Genomic DNA, 16,078 nt, shown 5'->3' with positions numbered 1-16,078 from the left:
CCCGTGTTGAAATGGACTTTGCTGATTTTTTTCATGGCGGGATTTGCCAGCCCGCTTTTCGCCGCCGAACCTAAAAAACTGACTCGCGGAGAAAACTTTTTCATTATCGGAGTCGGCAATTACGATTATCTGCCGCACACGGGTTTTAAAGATGGCAAGTTCACCGGCTTTGGTTATTCACTTTTAGAAGCGTTTGCGAAAACAAAAGGCTACACTTTTGAATACCGAGCCGTCCCGGTTGCCCGGATGTTTAAAATCTTTCTTGATGAAAGAAGTACGGATTTTCTTTATCCCAATAATTATTACTGGAATGAAGACGCACAGAAAAAGCATAAAGTCGTTTTCAGTGACCCCATCACCGCCTACACCGATGGCATTGTCGTCAGAAAAGAAAACAAAGATATCACCATGGAAGAGCTGCACTCATTTGGAATCATCAAAGGATTTACGCCCGCTCAGTATCAAACCGCGATCGCCCAGAAAAAAATCAAAGTTTACGAACATAATGACGTCGTCGGACTTTTAAAAATGGTGCTGAGCCAAAGAATACAAGGCGTCTATTTGAATCCTGTTGTTGCAGATTACTATTTAAAACAAGAAATCAAATCCGCTGACCGTTTGGTGCTGGCAAAGAAGCTTCCTCATATCAAGTCCTACTATCATCTCTCGACGATAGAGCGAACTGATGTTTTGCAGGAATTCAATTCATTTCTAAAAAGAGAAAAAGAGATCGTTGATAGATTGAAAATGCAATACCGGCTTCAGAACGAAGAGATTTAAAGATGCAGAGGTGCCATGAAAACGCTCGGCAAATTTATAAAATCGACCTTCAGCGCAGCGGCGGGTGTCGTTTTGCCGCTCGCACTTATTGCGCTTATCTTACAAAGGCTTTTTCAAGCGCTCAGCACCTCGATCGCGCCCCTTGCTAAGGCGATTTTCCCGCAAGCTTTTATTGATCGTTATATCGCGACAGAAATTCTTACGCTGATTGTTCTTTTGATGTTTTCGATGCTTGTCGGTCTTATCGCGCAAACCCGTTGGGGTCAGAGCTTCGGTCATTGGCTTGAAGACCGCACCCTTGGCCACCTTCCAATTTACCGCACGTTAAAAGAATTTTCCGAAAGGCTCATTCCATCCGACAAAGACAATGTGTTGTTTCAGCCGGCTCTTCTTATTCGTGGCGATGAAATGAATACATTTGTCTATATCGTCGAAAAATACGGCGAGGATCATGTTGTGATCTTTGTTCCGAGCGTGCCATCAACACTGAGCGGATCCCTGTGTATCGTTCCTAAGACAGACGTTCGGGTCTTACCCGTCCCTGCACTCGCTATGGCGAAGGTTTTTTCAAGATGGGGCGTGGGAACGTCCAAGATACTGGATTCCACGCAGACAAGCCCGCTATTGCAAAAAAGCGATCGCTTGGATACGGAAGCTTCGTCCTCTGCCGAAGCTCCGCCGATACGACCGCCTGAAGCGACGCCTTAGAAATCTCCTAAGCTGTCAATAAGCTCTGGATAGTCGACGAAAGGATTGCGATTTCCTTGGACTTCTTGGATGAAGTCATTGCGACGAACTTCTTCTTCATCAACGGGATCTTCTTGATTCCATTTGCGTAGAGTGGCCTCTTGGCGGGAATCAACTGGAAGATCGTAACGAACAGAGAAATAGAAAATCGCTCTGGCAACATTGCCTTTGTGATTTTGCGGTGGCTCGAACACTTCAGCGCCGCCACTGGCTGCTTTACCTGTACGTGATTCGCGGCAGTCCAGGATCTTAGAATCTTTAACGACTTCGCCGAACGGATTGTTGCCGCGGACGGAGTTCATGTGATTGTCAGTAGGATACAAGTGGTGCAAATCGGACTTTTGCATGCCTTTGTCAAAACGGCCCGAGAAGCGGCTTTGGGGCCACGTGTGCTCAGTGTTCAGAATATTGCCGTCAGGGATCACGCGAGGACCGGGGCCATTTCCGTTTGGAAAGTCTTTCGTCGTTTTTTCTTTGTTACAGTAAACGTCAAAAACGCCGTATTCGCCGCCGCCATGATCAATAAGGTAATATACGCCCATCATGAAAATACGCGCGCGATCGTAACCTAAAGAGATGTGAGAGTAACAGTTGCTGCCGCTACAAGCATTCACGATTTGATCAAGGCCGCCGTTGGTTTTAAGGTGATAACTGCGCAAAACTTTTTTGATGGTTGTTTTTAGCTCGTCGTCGCTAATACCGGCAGAGAGGTCTTGATAGAATTGCTCTCCGTAGTATGGAATTTGTTGAGAAACTTGAGCCGCCGAACACAGGCTCGCAAACATCAGAACGAAAAGAGACGCTACAGTCTTCATACCCCTCCATAGTCAGGCATTTCTTGGTGCCTTGTAGAAACGCCACGCCATATTCGCAGCTTATACGGAAACTCCTAAAAGTTATTCCTTGGATTGTTGCAAGGTTGCAAGAATAAACTGCCGTCTTGTCATAAAACTGATGTTTTTGTGCGGCGCAAACAGAACCTCGGAGTGCCACCGAAAATATTCTGTCATGATCTGTTATAACCAGACATTGACGGAAACTCAGCCCAAAGGCTTGGCATTTTTCTTCGCGATTGTTGCGCAGGGACAGTCATTTTACCATCAAAGAATGACAGACATGACGAGCATCTACGAATACCGAGAATACCGCGAGTTTCTTCACGATAAATTCATCTTTCTTAAGTCCACTTATAAAAAAATGTCGCTGGAATTCTTGGCAAAAAAAATTGGCATCTCAAAATCCTTTATGAAAATGGTGTTGGATGGAGAACGCCATCTCGCCATCGACAAGCTGGCCAATGTCGCTAAAGCCTTCGAACTTTCACGCAGTGAAAAAAGTTATTTTGTTTTCATGGCCTGTCAAAATATGATGGAGGACAAAGAGATGTCTTCCTTCTTTGAAGACATTCTCAAGATCCTTCGCATTCATCAGGGCGCGTATTTCCCATCTGCGGAAGAAATCAAAGTCGAACGCAGTGTGTACGCCAGCGCGCTAAGCATGACGATTCAAACGATGCGCCTTCTGCCCGAATACCAAGACGATGCTCATTGGATCAAAGAGCAGTTGATGGATCCGAAGGTCACATTGAAAGAGATCGAAGAAGTTCTCGCGTCGTTACAGAAAAACGAAGTGGCTCCGGAAAACTTTCAAGGAGTTCTTTACCCCTCGCAAGACGGTTTTATGCGCGTGAGAATGGGCTTAAAGCTGGCGGCAGAAATGTGCGCGGCTCCAAAAACGTTTATGCCTGCAAAAGCGTTCATGTGCACCTACACCCTCGATGATCAGACAGAAAAGAAAGCTTTTGAAATCTTCTCGGATATGCACGACAGACTCGAAGCTCTTGAGAAGAACACGAAGACTCCGACGATGGTTCTGTTTGCCTCCGACACGCTATTCTGTGTGGCCGATACCAAAAAACTAAAAAAGTAAGCCTTGACGAAAACGCCTGCGAGGCGCTAATTTGAGCGCATCGTTAGGGAGTAATCGTTCAGCGCAAAGCTGAAGGCTTGGTCGACATAATGGGAATAAAGCCCCGGCTAACCCGCAAGAATCCTATCTTGTTGATGAGACTGACACTGGTGTTAAATAACGCCGTGTTGTCTCATTTCCGCAAAAGACCCACGGCAAAAATACAAAAGGATTTTTTTATGTGGGGTTTTTCCGAAGTACTTTTCTTAGGCTTGGTTCTTAGCGCTGACTCGTTTTCTGCTGCCGTCGCGATGGGCAGTCGTCCGTTTAAACGCAAAGATGCCTTGAAGTTCGCCCTCTGCTCCGGAGGTGCTGAAACCCTGGCCACATTAGTTGGTTTCCTAGCGGGCGCTCACATCATCAGTCTTATTTCGTCGGTCGATCATTGGATTGCTTTCGGCCTCCTCGGTCTGGTCGCCGTTCACATGGCTATCGAAGGAATCACGGCGCTTCGATCTCAAGAAAATGCAAGCGAGATGCTGGACTTTCACAGTTTCACAAAAGTTTTATTGGTCTCTTTCGCGACAAGCTTGGATGCCTTTGGCGTGGGAGTCAGTTTAGGAATTGCCCACAAGGAAATTGGTCCCTACTTGTTCTCGATTGGCTTTTGGGCTTTTGCCGCGACTCTCGTGGGTCTTTATCTTGCGCGGAAACTTTCAAGTAAATTCGGGCCTCTCTTCACACTTGCAGGCGCCGTCGTTTTAGGAATCATGGCTGTACAAATGTTAAAGATCTAAATTTTAGGAATCGTAAAATAAAAGTGGGAGCCTTTGCCAGGCTCCGACTCGGCCCATATTTTTCCGCCGTGATTTTCGACGACCTTACGGCAAGTCGCCAAACCGATCCCCGCTCCTTGATAGTTTTTTCCTGAATGCAAAGTCGTATAAAGACCAAAGATATTTTCTTTCTGTTTCGGGTCAAATCCCAAACCGTTATCGCTGACCGAGAAACGCCACTCCGCAGGGTTGATATCGCCGTCGACACGGACCGTGATCACAAGAGGTTTTTCACTTCGAAACTTGATCGCGTTCGCAAAAAGATTCTGAAAAACCTGGCCCAGCAAATCCACATCACCCAATACCTGCGGAAGAGGCGAAACATCGATACGCGTCCGCGTCTCATGAAGCGAACTTTGCAGATTTTCCAAAGTCCGCTGCACCACGTGATTTAAATCGACTTTTTGAAATGCCTTCACCTTCGTTGTGAGACGAGCGTATTCTAAAAGTCTTTCAATCAAATTGCGCATGCGCTCTAACGCTTTACTCATGAACTCCACGTACTCCAGCCCTGGTGATTCAGGTATGTTTCGCAGTTCTTCATCGAGCAGATCCAGATATCCCGAGATCGTCGCCAAAGGGGACTTCAAATCGTGTGCTGCGACCCCAGCAAACTGCTCAAGATCCCGGTTGCTGATCTCCGCCTTCGTCAGCGCTTCTTGTGTATGCTCTTGCTTCGCCGTCGCAAATTCGGTTGCGGCCTCCGACACAGTGGAGTCAATCGCTTGATCAACAATGTTGCGAGTCTTGTACGTCAGCTTGCCGCGGGCATAAAGCTCGGCATTGATCGCTTGACGAAGCAAACTGTATTCCTTGAAAAACTGCGGCAGAAGATAACCGGCGACGCCGGCTCTTCCGCGACCGTATCTTTGTGCCATATCTGAATTGAAGGCCTTGCGATGATCACGAAATTCAGGACCGAGTTGCGACATCAAATTATCCAGGAAAACATCCATGGAATCCAAAGTGACTGGAGAAATATTTCGCTGTTCTCCACCACTCTGCTCATGTACGGCCTTTATCCAACGTGCCTTGATGGAGTCCTTGAAGGACTCCGCGGTTTTTTTATCTTCGGATTCCAAGCTTTTTTCCATACTTTATCTTTTCGCATTCCTGGCGCGGGAGGAATACTCTTTGACAAAAATCATGTCAGGACTCACAACCTCGCTTTTAAGTCCCTCTTTTTTCGTAAACGAACACTCAAATCGAGCGTGCTCGATCTCATCTCGAAATCAAAGAAATAGAATTCGGAGGTATCTATTTAGAGGCGACTGTGTTCTACTCTCCCTACTTGTCGTTCTCATTCTTCATTAGATGTCCTTTTGTCTTCTGCGAATGGCACCCAGCTTTCAAGGAGGCACACATGGGAAAAAAATTATACGTAGGCAATCTCTCTTTCAACGTCGACTCGGATCAACTTACTGACGTTTTTGCTGAATTTGGATCTATCATATCTGCAAACGTTATTATGGATCGCGATACAGGACGCAGCAAAGGTTTTGCTTTTGTTGAAATGTCCTCTGACAGCGAAGCTCAAGCCGCTCTTCAAAAACTTAACGGTATGGAGCTTTCCGGTCGCGCCATGAATATTTCCGAGGCGAAACCACAAGAAAACCGCAGCGGCGGAAATCGCCGTGGCAGCTTTAGTCCTCGCCGCGCGTACTAAGCCGATGCCCCGCCGTCTCATTTGAGACGGCTTCACTTCAAAGCAGAGGAGGCTTTATGGCCAAAGATGATCTCGTAAAAATGGAAGGTAAAGTCACTGATCTTTCCGGCGGTGGAATGTACTCCATCAATCTGGAAAACGGCATTGAAGTAAAGGCTCGCCTTTGCGGAAAAATGAAACGCTTTAATATTAAAGTTGTCGTTGGTGACCGCGTCAGCGTCGGTGTTTCGCCGTACGATCCAACACACGGACTTATTCTTCATAGACATAAAATTTAACTCAAAGAGTTCTTGGCTGGCTTTCCGCCGCCGAGGACCGAGCCATCTGTCGCTCTAAATGCTTTGAGAGTTCTTTGCTTAACTTCGGATTCTCAAGATAAATGGAGAGCTGCGGATGGATCTCAACGTCTTCCTTCAGCCAGTTGCCTGTTCCCAACAAAACTTCACGACCATCTTTGATCAGATACTTTGAGTGAGCAAAAAAGCTTGCCGGCGTAAAATACAGCTCCCTGATTCCCGCCCTTCGCAGAGTCTCAATAGTTCTGCGCGTGCGATAGACGTATCCCAGCGCAAAACTGGTGTGATAATGACCAAAGCCTTTTATTTTCACACCCCGCTCGTGCGCCTTAATAAAAGCATCGCGGATTTCTTTGTGATCGAAAAAATAAATCGAAAACTCTAAAGACTTGCGCGCGGAATTGATCATTCCTACCAGCACATCTTTAAAAGCGCCGTCGGCCAGCAGGGGTCTTTCTAAGTCGACTTCACCATGTCCCCCGCCCTCCCAAAGATGTTGGAAATAGCGATGAAATTCTTTGGCGACTTTTTTATCGTCGATAAGCAAATTGGCTTCATAGTTCTTCACAATGGACTGCTGGGTTAGATTCGTCGAACCAAAAAGCACTTGGGCGCGGTCAATGCAAAATCCCTTTGCGTGTGTCGCCCCGAACTCGACAACAATCCCGGCCTCTTCCAAAAAGCGGGCCGTGACAAAGTTTCTATCGGAAGTCGAACGGACCGCTTCCAGAAAAACGCGGATGTTTAATGACTTTTCTTTTTTTAGATCGACCAACTTTTGCGCTATTTGAAACGGCGCTGTAAATTTATTCAACTTGCCTGCCGCGCTGCCAATCGCAAACGAGTACGCCATGACATCAATCTCTTTCCGCGCCTGACCTAACAAACGCAGAAGAACGTCAAGATAATCATTGTCGGTGACAAGTTCTATGCGTGCTTCGACTTTCTTTGCAACCAAACGAAGCTCCTTCCTGGTGAGCTCATTGTTTCCCGGCGCCTAAAGACTGGCAAACGCGGCTTTTGCTGCCGGCAAAAAACAAACGCTCGGCCTAAAGCTCTGATTTCACACACAAAATATTCATCAAAATTTGCTGGTTGCTTATTCAATAATTTTATTGAATACTTGAGTAATGGATTCATCAATCGCCGTAAGAGCCCGAGTTTATGACAATCTTAGTTTAGTTTCCCAGGCAGTCGCTTCGCCTATTCGTTTGCGTATCCTGCAAACACTGGCCAACAGTCCCAGTACCGTTGAATCGATCAGCGCCAAAACTCTGGAATCCGTCGCCAATACGTCCCAACACCTGCAAAAGATGTTGCGGGCCGGAATTTTACGCTGTGAAAAACAAGGTGTCTCGCGAGTGTACAGCCTCGCCAATGAGCAGGTTCTAGAGATGTGGCTGACGTTGCAAAAACTGGCTTTCACTCTGAACCCGCAGATTCAACAAGATGAAGAACTGCTTTGCCCGCAGGAGCTTTGCACGGATATGAATCTTTCCGCCATCTGGAAAATGGTGAAGGCCGGAAAAGCGACCTTCTTAGACGTTCGTGATTTAGATGATGCGCAGGGCACGCCTCTTAAAGAAGCTCTGCACATTCCCTCGGCGCAAATAAAAAAACATTTGAGTGCTATTCCCAAAAGCAAAACGATTTTTGTTTTTTGCCGCGGACGATATTGCAGCCTTGCAAATCCCGTTGTCGAAACTCTGCGCAAGCACGGCTACAAAGCCTATCGCCTGCGCGAAATGTCGTACGAGATTGAAAAGCTTTACTAACGTAAGGAGATAAAAAATGGACATGAGCTTCTTGGGTGTCTTCGGCGCCGGCCTGCTGACTTTCTTTTCACCTTGTGTTCTGCCCATGGTGCCGATCATTGCCGCCAATTATCTGATGGCGGGATCTGCAAACCGCTTTGCACGCGTTCAATCGACACTTTTATTTTCTTTGGGTTTCATTTTTACATTTACTCTAATGGGCCTGAGTCTTCCCTTTGTCAGGGACTTTTTAGGGAATGCCAAAGTTCCGTTATTGATCGCTTCCGCCGCCGTTATTTTTCTTTATGGTTTAAAAATGAGCGGCATGGCATTTCAAAACAGCGACGGCTCTCGTTTCATGTCGTGGCTGAATCGCTCCGCATACATTCCGGATCTTCGTAAGTATATTCCCCGTTCGTTGCATGGCTTTCTGTTCGGCGCCACCTTTGGATTAGCTTGGACTCCTTGCGTGGGCCCGATCCTTGGCGGAGTTCTTACATACGTTGCAACGAAAGACCGCTCACTCCTTGAAAGTGTTTCTTTGATGGGAAGTTTCGCTTTAGGAATCGTCATGCCTTTTTTGGCTTTGGCGATGGGCGGTGACTTAGTCCAAGGTCAATTCAATAAGCTTAAAAAATTTCTTCCGCGCATCGAAAGGGCGACAGGTTACGGCTTGATCGTCGTCGCCGGACTTATCCTTACGCAAATCAATCTTCCGTCGACGACAACGCAAGATAACGAACATGCGCAGATCAGCTTTGTGACTCCTCAAGGAACAACGACTTTAGAGCAACTGCCGATGAGTGCCAGCAAACTTCTTTTCTTTCATACGGACACCTGCCCTATTTGCCATCAGATGGAAGCATTTCTGCCGCGTATTGAAAAAGAATGTACTTCGAGTTCTTTTCAAGTCGTGCGTATCAACGTCGCTCATCCTGAAAACCAAAGGATCGCGAGTAAGTTTAATGTAAGGGCTGTACCGACTCTGAGTTTGATTGCGCCAACCGGTGAAGAGATCGCGCACACCGTGGGCTATCAAAGTGAAATAAATCTGCGCAAAGCCATCGATGCTTTGCCGAAGATGGCTTGCTTAAATGCGGCCCACCAAGAGCCAACACCGCCTTTGCCTATCAAAGAAGGAGAAAGTTGTGACCCCGCAAAAGGGTCAGGAAACGGGCTGACTTGTTAAGTCAGCTCCCGGCTTATTTCTTGAACTTTAAATAAGACGCAGTTTAAATGGGGAATGACTGCGTTAACGAAGAAGATTATTTACTCCTGCGTCGGCATTTTGGTGGCGTACTCCCTTCTTGGATTTTTCTTAGTTCCTTTTATTATAGAAAAACAGATTGCTAAACAGGTGCAGAGTAAACTCGGTGTCGAGCCTCGCATAGGCGATCTAAGTTTTAATCCCTATACTTTCGAACTCACGCTCTCGGATTTCAAGATTCCCGCAAAACAAACCGGTGCAGACATCCGTGATCGTTTGCTGCTTAAAAAATTCTACGTGAATCTGACCGTCTATCCCCTTCTCAAAAAAGAAATTCGTCTTAGAGGCGTTGAACTCGACTCAGCCGAAGGACAATTTATTGTTTTCAAGGACGGCTCTATAAACTGGGCGCTTGCACCCGCGCCAGAACCAGAAGAGCCTGAGCCCGAAGGCAATACGGAGTGGATTCTCACTCTTCAAAACGTCAAAATCGCCAATAGCACTCTGGATGTTCGTGACTATACACACGAGATTCCGTTGGCGTTGCCCCTCGGACCTCTCAGCTTAACAGCAACGAACATCAGCACCTCGCTGGGATCGCAGACGTCTCTTAAAAGTCTTTCCATTGCGGTGGGAGAAAAAGGTCATCTTAATATCAGCGGCAGTCTGAAGATGAAACCGCTCTCGGCCCATGTTGATTTGGAGGTGAAATCCTTTCCGATGGATTTTTTAACGGCTTACTTGTCGGATCGAACTTTGTTAAGTTTGCGCACGGGCGCGTTCGATCTTGACGGAAAAATCAAATATGAACAGGGTGCTTTAAGTTTCGATGGAAATTCAACGGTTCATGATTTTAGTTTGCTCCAACAAAATGTCGAGAAACCCGTACTTTCTTGGCAGACCTTGGGCTTAAGAACAATCAGTGCCGCCACAAAACCGATGAAACTCAGTATAAACGAAGTGCGGCTTGATAAATTCAAGACGGCTATCATCCTTAGAAAAGACGGCACGCTTAACTACCGCTCCTTTTTAAAAAATCCCGCAGCACCGACGGCTGCGAACGCGATATCAGCAACAACGGCGCAGGAGCCTGACAAAAAGTCCACCGCTTTTTCTTATTTGATTTCCAAGGTCGTTTTCACAGACGGTGTCATTGACTTCGCGGACCAACAAATCCGTCCTAATTTTGCAGCGAAAGTTCACGGCTTTTCCGGTACGCTGGGACCTCTTTCAGAAGATCTTACGCAAAAGATCAAAACAGATTTATCCGGAAAAGTGGAAGCTTTCGGAAAATTCAAGGGCGATGGTTATCTTATTCCGGGAACGAAAAAACCTTCCCTTGATTTCAAAGCAAATTTTCACAATATCGAACTCACAACGTTTACTCCTTACGCGGGTCGTTTTGCCGGCTATGAGATCAATCAAGGTAAAATGTTCCTCGATATCAATTACACCCTTGTCAACAATCGCATCCGAGGCCAAAACCGCGTGATGCTGGATCAGTTTACACTCGGGGATAAAGTTAAAAGCGAGAATTCAACAAACTGGCCCGTCAAATTAGGTCTGGCTTTGATGAAAGATCGTAAAGGGCAAATCAAGTTTCAACTGCCCGTCGAAGGTGACGTGAATTCGCCGTCGTTCTCGTTAGGCAATCTTGTTTGGACCGCGCTTAAAAACATGGTCATTAATATCGTCGCTGCTCCATTTGATTTTATCGCAAGTCTTGTCGGCGGCGGAAAAGATCTTCAATTTATTCTCTTCGAACCGGGCACGCCGATTTTGCTTAAAACTGAGGAAGAAAAAATTCAAAAGGTGGCGCAAGCTCTGCAAGAGCGTCCACAATTAGCCGTCGAGATTCAGGGCAAATACGAACAGCAGGATATCGAAGCGTTACAGCAAATAGAAATAAATAAAATGCTCGATAAAAAAGGCGATCGTTCCAAGGCAATCCGTTCTTTAGCGAAGGATCTTTTGCCAAAAGAAGAACTGAAGACCTTTTACAAAGACTACGCAGCGGCTCATGGTGAAGACGAGAGCGGTCTTGCTTCAGCCCTGGAAAAAAAGCTGCTCGCCACAGTCGTCATTCCAGAAGACCAGCTGAAAGCTTTGGCGCTTTCCCGCGGCAATGTCGTGATGTCATTGCTTGCGAAAAATAATATCAATACCGAGCGGGCTTATCTTCTGGCTGGCAGCAAAGGCGACACTGAAAAGCCTCCGCAGGTCACCTTGTCTTTAAAAGAACGCTAGGCTTATCGATTGCATTTAAAAAGGCTCAGCACCGCAAAAGTGCTGTAGAACGCATTAGAGACTTCGCACGAATGACCTTTTTCGTCTGAAGTCACTTCTTGCACACTTCTGCCTTGCGTAGCGGCCCCTGCGTCTCGTTGTGAGACAGCAATGCGGGACGGAAACACGAAGGAGCCTTTTATGAAGAAATTCAGCCTTATTCTCGCGATCAGCTTAGGTTTGAGTGCCTGCGCCGAAAAGGATTCCGAATTCGCGCAAAAAATTCGTGAAAAAGGAAAACATAAAACAGCTCAAGCCGCGAATACTCCCGACGGAAAATCTTTTGAAATTTGCGAAAAGCCCGCCGAAATCATTTGCGGGGAAAAAGTATCCTCTGTCGCGGAATCCCTCATGAGAGAAGGCCGCCAAAGGGCCCTTGAGCTTTTGAAAAAAGAAAAAAATCTTCCTGAAAATTTTGACGGATCCGCAGAAGCCTTTATAAAAGCATTTGGGCAATCACCAGAAAGGTCTGCGGCTCAAGACAGACTTCTTATCCTCGCAGACCAAGAATATCGCTCGATTTATAATTATGATGAAGATCTTAAAGAGGCCGGCGAGATCGCTCGCAAACTTTTACTGAATGTTATTGAAAAAGAAAAAATGGACGAAGATGGACGTTACAATCTGATTGGCGCTATCAACACGACGGTTTTTCAAACTGTCAGCGAAACTTTTGAAACGGAATATCTCAGAAAAGATCTCGTCAAAATTCAGATGAGCACGGCATGCGGAACGGACGGACTGGGCAAGTTGGCGATGTCACTTCTTCCCCAGGGCGGTCCTAACGGAGTGATCTTTGTATGTCCGGGAAATCTTTTACTCAGTGCCGGAAAGAGCAAAGAAGAGCGCATCACAAGATTAGTTATGCAGCTAGGTCATGAGTTGGCGCATCAGCTGCAATTCCGCGGTTATCAAGCCGATGCAAAAGCTCTGTCTTGCGTGACGGCTGACAACGGTGCCATCACAAGCGCGGCGACGACTCTTGACAAAATCAAAGATGAAACCCAAGCCGATATCATCGGATACCGTGTTTTAAACGCGTATTTGGCTAACGAAAAAGATTCCAGCGTTAAAGCAGACAAAGCCAAGGCTGCTCTTAACTGGATTTGTCACATGCCAGAAGAAAATGGCATGCAACATTTCGACAATGCGTCGCGGGTTAAAAACTATTTTAAAATGGATGAAACCGGCGCAACTCTGTCTTGTTCCGGCGGTCCACGCTGCTAGTTAGATTTTAAAAGACTTTGTATTTTAAGCCCGTCGTTAGACGGGCTTTTCTTTTTGATGGATAGTGACGGTAACAGGAGATGACCGTGGCAAAAACAAAAGGCATTTGGGATTCCAAAGACTGCGCTCTTATTTTAATCGACTATCAACCGGAAATGTTTCGCGCCTTACGCTCTACCGATCCAAAGCTTGTTGAACTTAACGTAGGCGCGCTTACGAAAGCGGCGCTGGCGTTTAATATTCCTGTCGTGCTTAGCACAGTGGGAGTTGCAAAAGGCGTGAACCACCCGACGATTCCTTCGCTGGAACAGCTTCTGCCGAATCATCCCGTCATTGACCGCACAACCATGAACGCCTGGGAAGATAAAAACTTTCTTAAAGCCGTCAAAGACACCGGCAAGAAAAGACTGATTTTTTGCGCTCTTTGGACGGAGATCTGTTTGGCCTTTCCCGTTGTCGATGCACTTAAAGATGACTATGAAGTTTGTTTCGTCGTGGATGCCGTCGGTGGCCAGTCCAAAGAAGAGCACGAAACAGCCGTGATGCGTTTGATTCAAGCCGGAGCCGTTCCGAACACAACCTTCGCAATGATTGTTGAATGGTTTCACGACTGGAACGCACCACTGGCGACCCAAGGCCGCCAAATCATCGGGCCCTATCTTAAAGAACGCTCGGAAGTTTTGGCAAAAGACTATCCAACGGAAAGACCGCACTCGAACGGCATTCACCCGCACTGACGTTTTAAGCCTGAAGAAGCTTCAGGAGTTTTGCAAGAGACAACGTATTAACGACGTCGTCTCTTTCGAGCCATCCCCTTCGCGCCTGCCCAATTCCATACTTCATCAGCGTCAATTGTTCGACACTCGCTGCCGCAGTAGAAATCATCATTTTGACACCCAAGTCCTTGGCCATTCGACAATGACTGTCGGCAGGATCCATTCGGTCGGGCTGACAGTTCAATTCCAGAATTTTATTCGACTGTTGTGCGGTCTTCATGACTTTTTCAACGTCCATTTTGAATATCGCAGGACGGCCGACAAGTTTTCCCGTAGGATGCGCCAATATTTTAAAATGAGGATTTTCCATCGCACGTAAAATACGCTCCGTCTGTTTCCCTGTCTCGAGCTGCAACTGAGATTTTAAGGAACAGACCGTGTAATCGAGCATCGCCAAAATTTCGTCAGAGATTTCCAAACGGCCATTTTCCAGAATTTCGACTTCTAAAGATTTTAGAATTTTAAAATCTTTCCACTGGTCGTTCAGTTTATCAATTTCTTCAATCTGTTTCAGAAAAGCTCTTTTACTGGTTTTTGTAATGAGCTTCGCCGCGACATCTGAAATCCCGATATAGGAGTAACCTAGGTCTTGCGCAGCCAACGCGATGTCGTTAATAGAGCCTTTGCCAAGACTCGCGGAGGAGTAAAGATGCAAATCGCCGCGAATATCTTTGTAACGAATAAGATCCGGCAGGGTTCCTTTTATCGCGGCTTCCACTTCGCCGCGATTTTCGCGCAGCTCCGGCTCAATATAAGGAAGTTTCAGCAACTCATAGATGCCTTCTTCCGTCGCTGAGGTTACGGCTTTATCACCTTTGAAAACACCGTACTCATTGATTTTTAATTTTCGTTTCTGCGCCATCGCCCGCAAGGCGATGTTATGAGCTTTCGATCCCGTAAAATATAACAAAGCCGCCCCGTAACTTTCATCGGCCACCACGCGCAAATCCACTTGAAAGCCCGTGCGCAAGTTCACAGTCGACCGCGTGCTGCCTTTGGAAATCATTTTGCCAACTCTTTCATAGCGTAAAAAATGATCCATCACCGCCGAGGGGTTTTGCGCCGTCACTACGATATCAAGATCGGCGACTTCTTCTTTTCTTCTTCTTAAACTCCCCGCCACGGTCATTTTCAGCAAGCCTGGTGCTTGCGCAAGATAATCGCAAAGATGTTGCGCAACTTCCTCGGCCTCGTAAAGACTCCATTTGCGCTTTTCTTCTTTTTGCAGTTTTTCAATGCCTTCAAGAATTTCGAGCCGCGTTTTTTCGCCGAAACCTTTTACTTTCAGAATTTTTTTGCTCTCGGCCGCCTGCTGCAGCTCTTCCAAAGTTTGAATGCCCAGCTTTTCGTAGAGCAGCTTAACCCGCTTCGGTCCCATGCGCGGAAGCTTTAGCATTTCGAGCAAAACTTTCGGGGTATGCGCCTCGACATCGTCTAACACTTTAAGATGTCCTGTTTGCACAATCTCTTCAATCTTCGAAGCCAGGTCTTTTCCTATTCCCGGCACTTCATAGAGTTTTCCATGACTCGCGACAATGTCCGAAACGTTTTGCGGAAGTTCAATAAGAACAGCGGCCGCGGTTCGATAGGCACGAATACGAAATGGATTCTCTCCTTGAATTTCAAGAAGATCTGCCAATTGACTGAATGTCTGGGCGACTTCGATATTTTGCACGGGCATAGCCCCAGGCTATGCCCTTCTTTAAATGTCCTTCAACTTACTTTTAATAAATTTGATAAAGACCTGCGCTCGATGAGAAAGCTGTGTATTTTTATAGTAGACCGCATGAATGGCTTCACGCACGTCCACTGTCGCGCCTTGCAGAATCTGGGTTAAAGTTCCCGCATCGCGATCCACCTTTGTCATAAAGTCTGAAAGGCAGGCAATGCCGACCCCGTTTCTTGCCAAATGCAAAATCGTTTCGCCACTCGATGCGGCCGTCGTAGGTTTGACGGCGTAAGACGTGCCTCCACCAAAGCGCAAAGGCCAGTGATTAAGTTCGCGCGGGTCCGTAAAACCGAGCAAGTGATGATTTTGCAAATCCTCGACGCTCTTAGGGGTGCCATGTTTCTTCAAATATTTCGGACTGGCGTAAAGACGCCTTTTGCTGGCGCCCAATGAAACCGCATGCAATGAGGAGTCGCGCAAGTTGCCGATACGAAACGCCACATCAATACGGTTCTCAAGAAGATCAATGTAGCGCTCACTGCTGAAGAGCTCCAGACTCACTTGCGGATAAAGTTCTGTGAACTCTTCAAGATAAGGCGTTATTGCGTGCAGCACGAAAGGGGAAGCGGAATCAATTCTTAAGACTCCGGAAGGAGTCCCCTTTGATTTAACGGATTCTTCCGCATTTTCAAGCGACTGAATAATTTCCCGCGCTTGCTTTAAAAAAGTTTCTCCTTCGGCAGTAAGATCTAATTTGCGCGTCGTCCGACGGAGAAGAGTCACCCCAAGCTTTTTTTCCAAACGCGCAAGAGTCCTACTGATGCCCGAAGCTGTTTGATTAAGCTCCTCGGAAGCCGCCGTGATGGAACCCTTATCAATGATCGTGATCAGTGTCTGTAGCTCATCTATCGTCGTTTTCATTATTG

At 46.7% G+C, this 16,078-nt stretch carries 16 protein-coding genes and 1 riboswitch; of the genes, 11 read left to right on the top strand and 5 right to left on the bottom strand.

Annotation, left to right across the window (positions count from 1 at the left end; genetic code table 11):
* Positions 1 to 3 precede the first annotated feature (3 nt).
* Together QJS83_RS08605 and QJS83_RS08600 are read left to right on the top strand one after the other, a co-directional pair.
* Positions 4 to 780 (top strand): substrate-binding periplasmic protein, encoded by a 777-nt coding sequence (locus QJS83_RS08605; protein WP_284608779.1) that lies wholly within the window; start codon positions 4 to 6, stop codon positions 778 to 780.
* 15 nt (positions 781 to 795) lie between these two features.
* Positions 796 to 1,488 (top strand): DUF502 domain-containing protein, encoded by a 693-nt coding sequence (locus QJS83_RS08600; RefSeq protein WP_284608778.1) that lies wholly within the window; start codon positions 796 to 798, stop codon positions 1,486 to 1,488.
* Here QJS83_RS08600 and QJS83_RS08595 read toward each other — a convergent pair.
* Positions 1,485 to 2,342 (bottom strand): endonuclease I family protein, encoded by an 858-nt coding sequence (locus QJS83_RS08595; RefSeq protein ID WP_284608776.1) that lies wholly within the window; start codon positions 2,340 to 2,342, stop codon positions 1,485 to 1,487. The genes QJS83_RS08600 and QJS83_RS08595 overlap by 4 nt on opposite strands.
* A riboswitch (purine riboswitch) is annotated at positions 2,332 to 2,430 on the bottom strand. Its footprint overlaps the gene before it by 11 nt.
* A gap of 105 nt (positions 2,431 to 2,535) precedes the next feature.
* On the opposite strand from QJS83_RS08595, the gene QJS83_RS08590 reads away from it, so the two are divergent.
* Complete coding sequence (locus tag QJS83_RS08590) at positions 2,536 to 3,456, top strand: TIGR02147 family protein (protein ID WP_284608774.1); 921 nt, start codon at positions 2,536 to 2,538, stop codon at positions 3,454 to 3,456.
* 218 nt (positions 3,457 to 3,674) lie between these two features.
* Positions 3,675 to 4,232 (top strand): manganese efflux pump MntP, encoded by a 558-nt coding sequence (locus QJS83_RS08585; protein ID WP_284608773.1) that lies wholly within the window; start codon positions 3,675 to 3,677, stop codon positions 4,230 to 4,232.
* Here QJS83_RS08585 and QJS83_RS08580 read toward each other — a convergent pair.
* On the bottom strand, positions 4,229 to 5,365 hold the full coding sequence (locus QJS83_RS08580; RefSeq protein ID WP_284608772.1) for a sensor histidine kinase: 1,137 nt from the start codon (positions 5,363 to 5,365) through the stop codon (positions 4,229 to 4,231). The genes QJS83_RS08585 and QJS83_RS08580 overlap by 4 nt on opposite strands.
* Positions 5,366 to 5,634: 269 nt before the next feature.
* Here QJS83_RS08580 and QJS83_RS08575 point away from each other — a divergent pair, with 269 nt between their 5' ends.
* Both QJS83_RS08575 and infA read left to right on the top strand, forming a co-directional pair.
* The gene (locus tag QJS83_RS08575; protein WP_284608770.1) at positions 5,635 to 5,937 is read left to right on the top strand and encodes an RNA recognition motif domain-containing protein; all 303 of its coding nucleotides are present in this window, start codon (positions 5,635 to 5,637) and stop codon (positions 5,935 to 5,937) included.
* A 56-nt stretch (positions 5,938 to 5,993) separates the two neighbouring features.
* Positions 5,994 to 6,215: a translation initiation factor IF-1 gene (gene infA / locus QJS83_RS08570; RefSeq protein ID WP_284608769.1), complete on the top strand. Its 222-nt coding sequence runs from the start codon at positions 5,994 to 5,996 to the stop codon at positions 6,213 to 6,215.
* Between the two features lies 1 nt (position 6,216).
* Here infA and QJS83_RS08565 read toward each other — a convergent pair whose 3' ends face one another.
* Positions 6,217 to 7,191, bottom strand: coding sequence for a phospholipase D-like domain-containing protein (locus QJS83_RS08565; protein WP_284608768.1), 975 nt, complete (start codon positions 7,189 to 7,191; stop codon positions 6,217 to 6,219).
* A 172-nt stretch (positions 7,192 to 7,363) separates the two neighbouring features.
* On the opposite strand from QJS83_RS08565, the gene QJS83_RS08560 reads away from it, so the two are divergent.
* The 5 genes from QJS83_RS08560 (at position 7,364) to QJS83_RS08540 (ending at position 13,444) form a co-directional block, all read left to right on the top strand.
* A complete protein-coding gene (locus tag QJS83_RS08560; RefSeq protein ID WP_284608767.1) occupies positions 7,364 to 8,008 on the top strand; it encodes an ArsR/SmtB family transcription factor in 645 nt (214 codons plus the stop codon).
* A 16-nt stretch (positions 8,009 to 8,024) separates the two neighbouring features.
* On the top strand, positions 8,025 to 9,176 hold the full coding sequence (locus tag QJS83_RS08555; protein WP_284608766.1) for a cytochrome c biogenesis protein CcdA: 1,152 nt from the start codon (positions 8,025 to 8,027) through the stop codon (positions 9,174 to 9,176).
* Between the two features lie 54 nt (positions 9,177 to 9,230).
* The gene (locus QJS83_RS08550; RefSeq protein ID WP_284608765.1) at positions 9,231 to 11,441 is read left to right on the top strand and encodes a DUF748 domain-containing protein; all 2,211 of its coding nucleotides are present in this window, start codon (positions 9,231 to 9,233) and stop codon (positions 11,439 to 11,441) included.
* A gap of 180 nt (positions 11,442 to 11,621) precedes the next feature.
* A complete protein-coding gene (locus QJS83_RS08545; RefSeq protein ID WP_284608764.1) occupies positions 11,622 to 12,707 on the top strand; it encodes a hypothetical protein in 1,086 nt (361 codons plus the stop codon).
* 86 nt (positions 12,708 to 12,793) lie between these two features.
* Entirely contained in the window at positions 12,794 to 13,444 is a 651-nt protein-coding gene (locus tag QJS83_RS08540) for a hydrolase (protein WP_284608763.1), read from the top strand.
* A 4-nt stretch (positions 13,445 to 13,448) separates the two neighbouring features.
* Here the strand turns inward: QJS83_RS08540 and polX are convergent, their stop codons facing one another.
* Positions 13,449 to 15,164, bottom strand: a complete 1,716-nt coding sequence (gene polX, locus QJS83_RS08535; protein ID WP_284608762.1) for a DNA polymerase/3'-5' exonuclease PolX — start codon at positions 15,162 to 15,164, stop codon at positions 13,449 to 13,451.
* 21 nt (positions 15,165 to 15,185) lie between these two features.
* Positions 15,186 to 16,073, bottom strand: a complete 888-nt coding sequence (locus QJS83_RS08530; RefSeq protein ID WP_284608761.1) for a LysR family transcriptional regulator — start codon at positions 16,071 to 16,073, stop codon at positions 15,186 to 15,188.
* Between the last annotated feature and the right edge of the window lie 5 nt (positions 16,074 to 16,078).

The organism is Bdellovibrio sp. 22V (assembly GCF_030169785.1).
Taxonomy (GTDB): Bacteria; Bdellovibrionota; Bdellovibrionia; order Bdellovibrionales; family Bdellovibrionaceae; genus Bdellovibrio.
The sequence above is the reverse complement of the archived record's forward strand: the minus strand, read 5'-3'. Positions and strand labels throughout refer to the sequence as shown.

Excerpts from the sequence above, each read along its gene's own strand:
- QJS83_RS08585 (WP_284608773.1), top strand. The coding sequence starts at position 3,675 with ATGTGGGGTTTTTCCGAAGTACTTTTCTTAGGCTTGGTTCTTAGCGCT.
- polX (WP_284608762.1), bottom strand. The coding sequence starts at position 15,164 with ATGCCCGTGCAAAATATCGAAGTCGCCCAGACATTCAGTCAATTGGCA.
- QJS83_RS08595 (WP_284608776.1), bottom strand. The coding sequence starts at position 2,342 with ATGAAGACTGTAGCGTCTCTTTTCGTTCTGATGTTTGCGAGCCTGTGT.
- QJS83_RS08600 (WP_284608778.1), top strand. The coding sequence starts at position 796 with ATGAAAACGCTCGGCAAATTTATAAAATCGACCTTCAGCGCAGCGGCG.
- QJS83_RS08590 (WP_284608774.1), top strand. The coding sequence starts at position 2,536 with ATGATCTGTTATAACCAGACATTGACGGAAACTCAGCCCAAAGGCTTG.
- QJS83_RS08560 (WP_284608767.1), top strand. The coding sequence starts at position 7,364 with ATGGATTCATCAATCGCCGTAAGAGCCCGAGTTTATGACAATCTTAGT.
- QJS83_RS08575 (WP_284608770.1), top strand. The coding sequence starts at position 5,635 with ATGGGAAAAAAATTATACGTAGGCAATCTCTCTTTCAACGTCGACTCG.
- infA (WP_284608769.1), top strand. The coding sequence starts at position 5,994 with ATGGCCAAAGATGATCTCGTAAAAATGGAAGGTAAAGTCACTGATCTT.
- QJS83_RS08580 (WP_284608772.1), bottom strand. The coding sequence starts at position 5,365 with ATGGAAAAAAGCTTGGAATCCGAAGATAAAAAAACCGCGGAGTCCTTC.
- QJS83_RS08550 (WP_284608765.1), top strand. The coding sequence starts at position 9,231 with ATGACTGCGTTAACGAAGAAGATTATTTACTCCTGCGTCGGCATTTTG.
- QJS83_RS08555 (WP_284608766.1), top strand. The coding sequence starts at position 8,025 with ATGGACATGAGCTTCTTGGGTGTCTTCGGCGCCGGCCTGCTGACTTTC.
- QJS83_RS08545 (WP_284608764.1), top strand. The coding sequence starts at position 11,622 with ATGAAGAAATTCAGCCTTATTCTCGCGATCAGCTTAGGTTTGAGTGCC.
- QJS83_RS08530 (WP_284608761.1), bottom strand. The coding sequence starts at position 16,073 with ATGAAAACGACGATAGATGAGCTACAGACACTGATCACGATCATTGAT.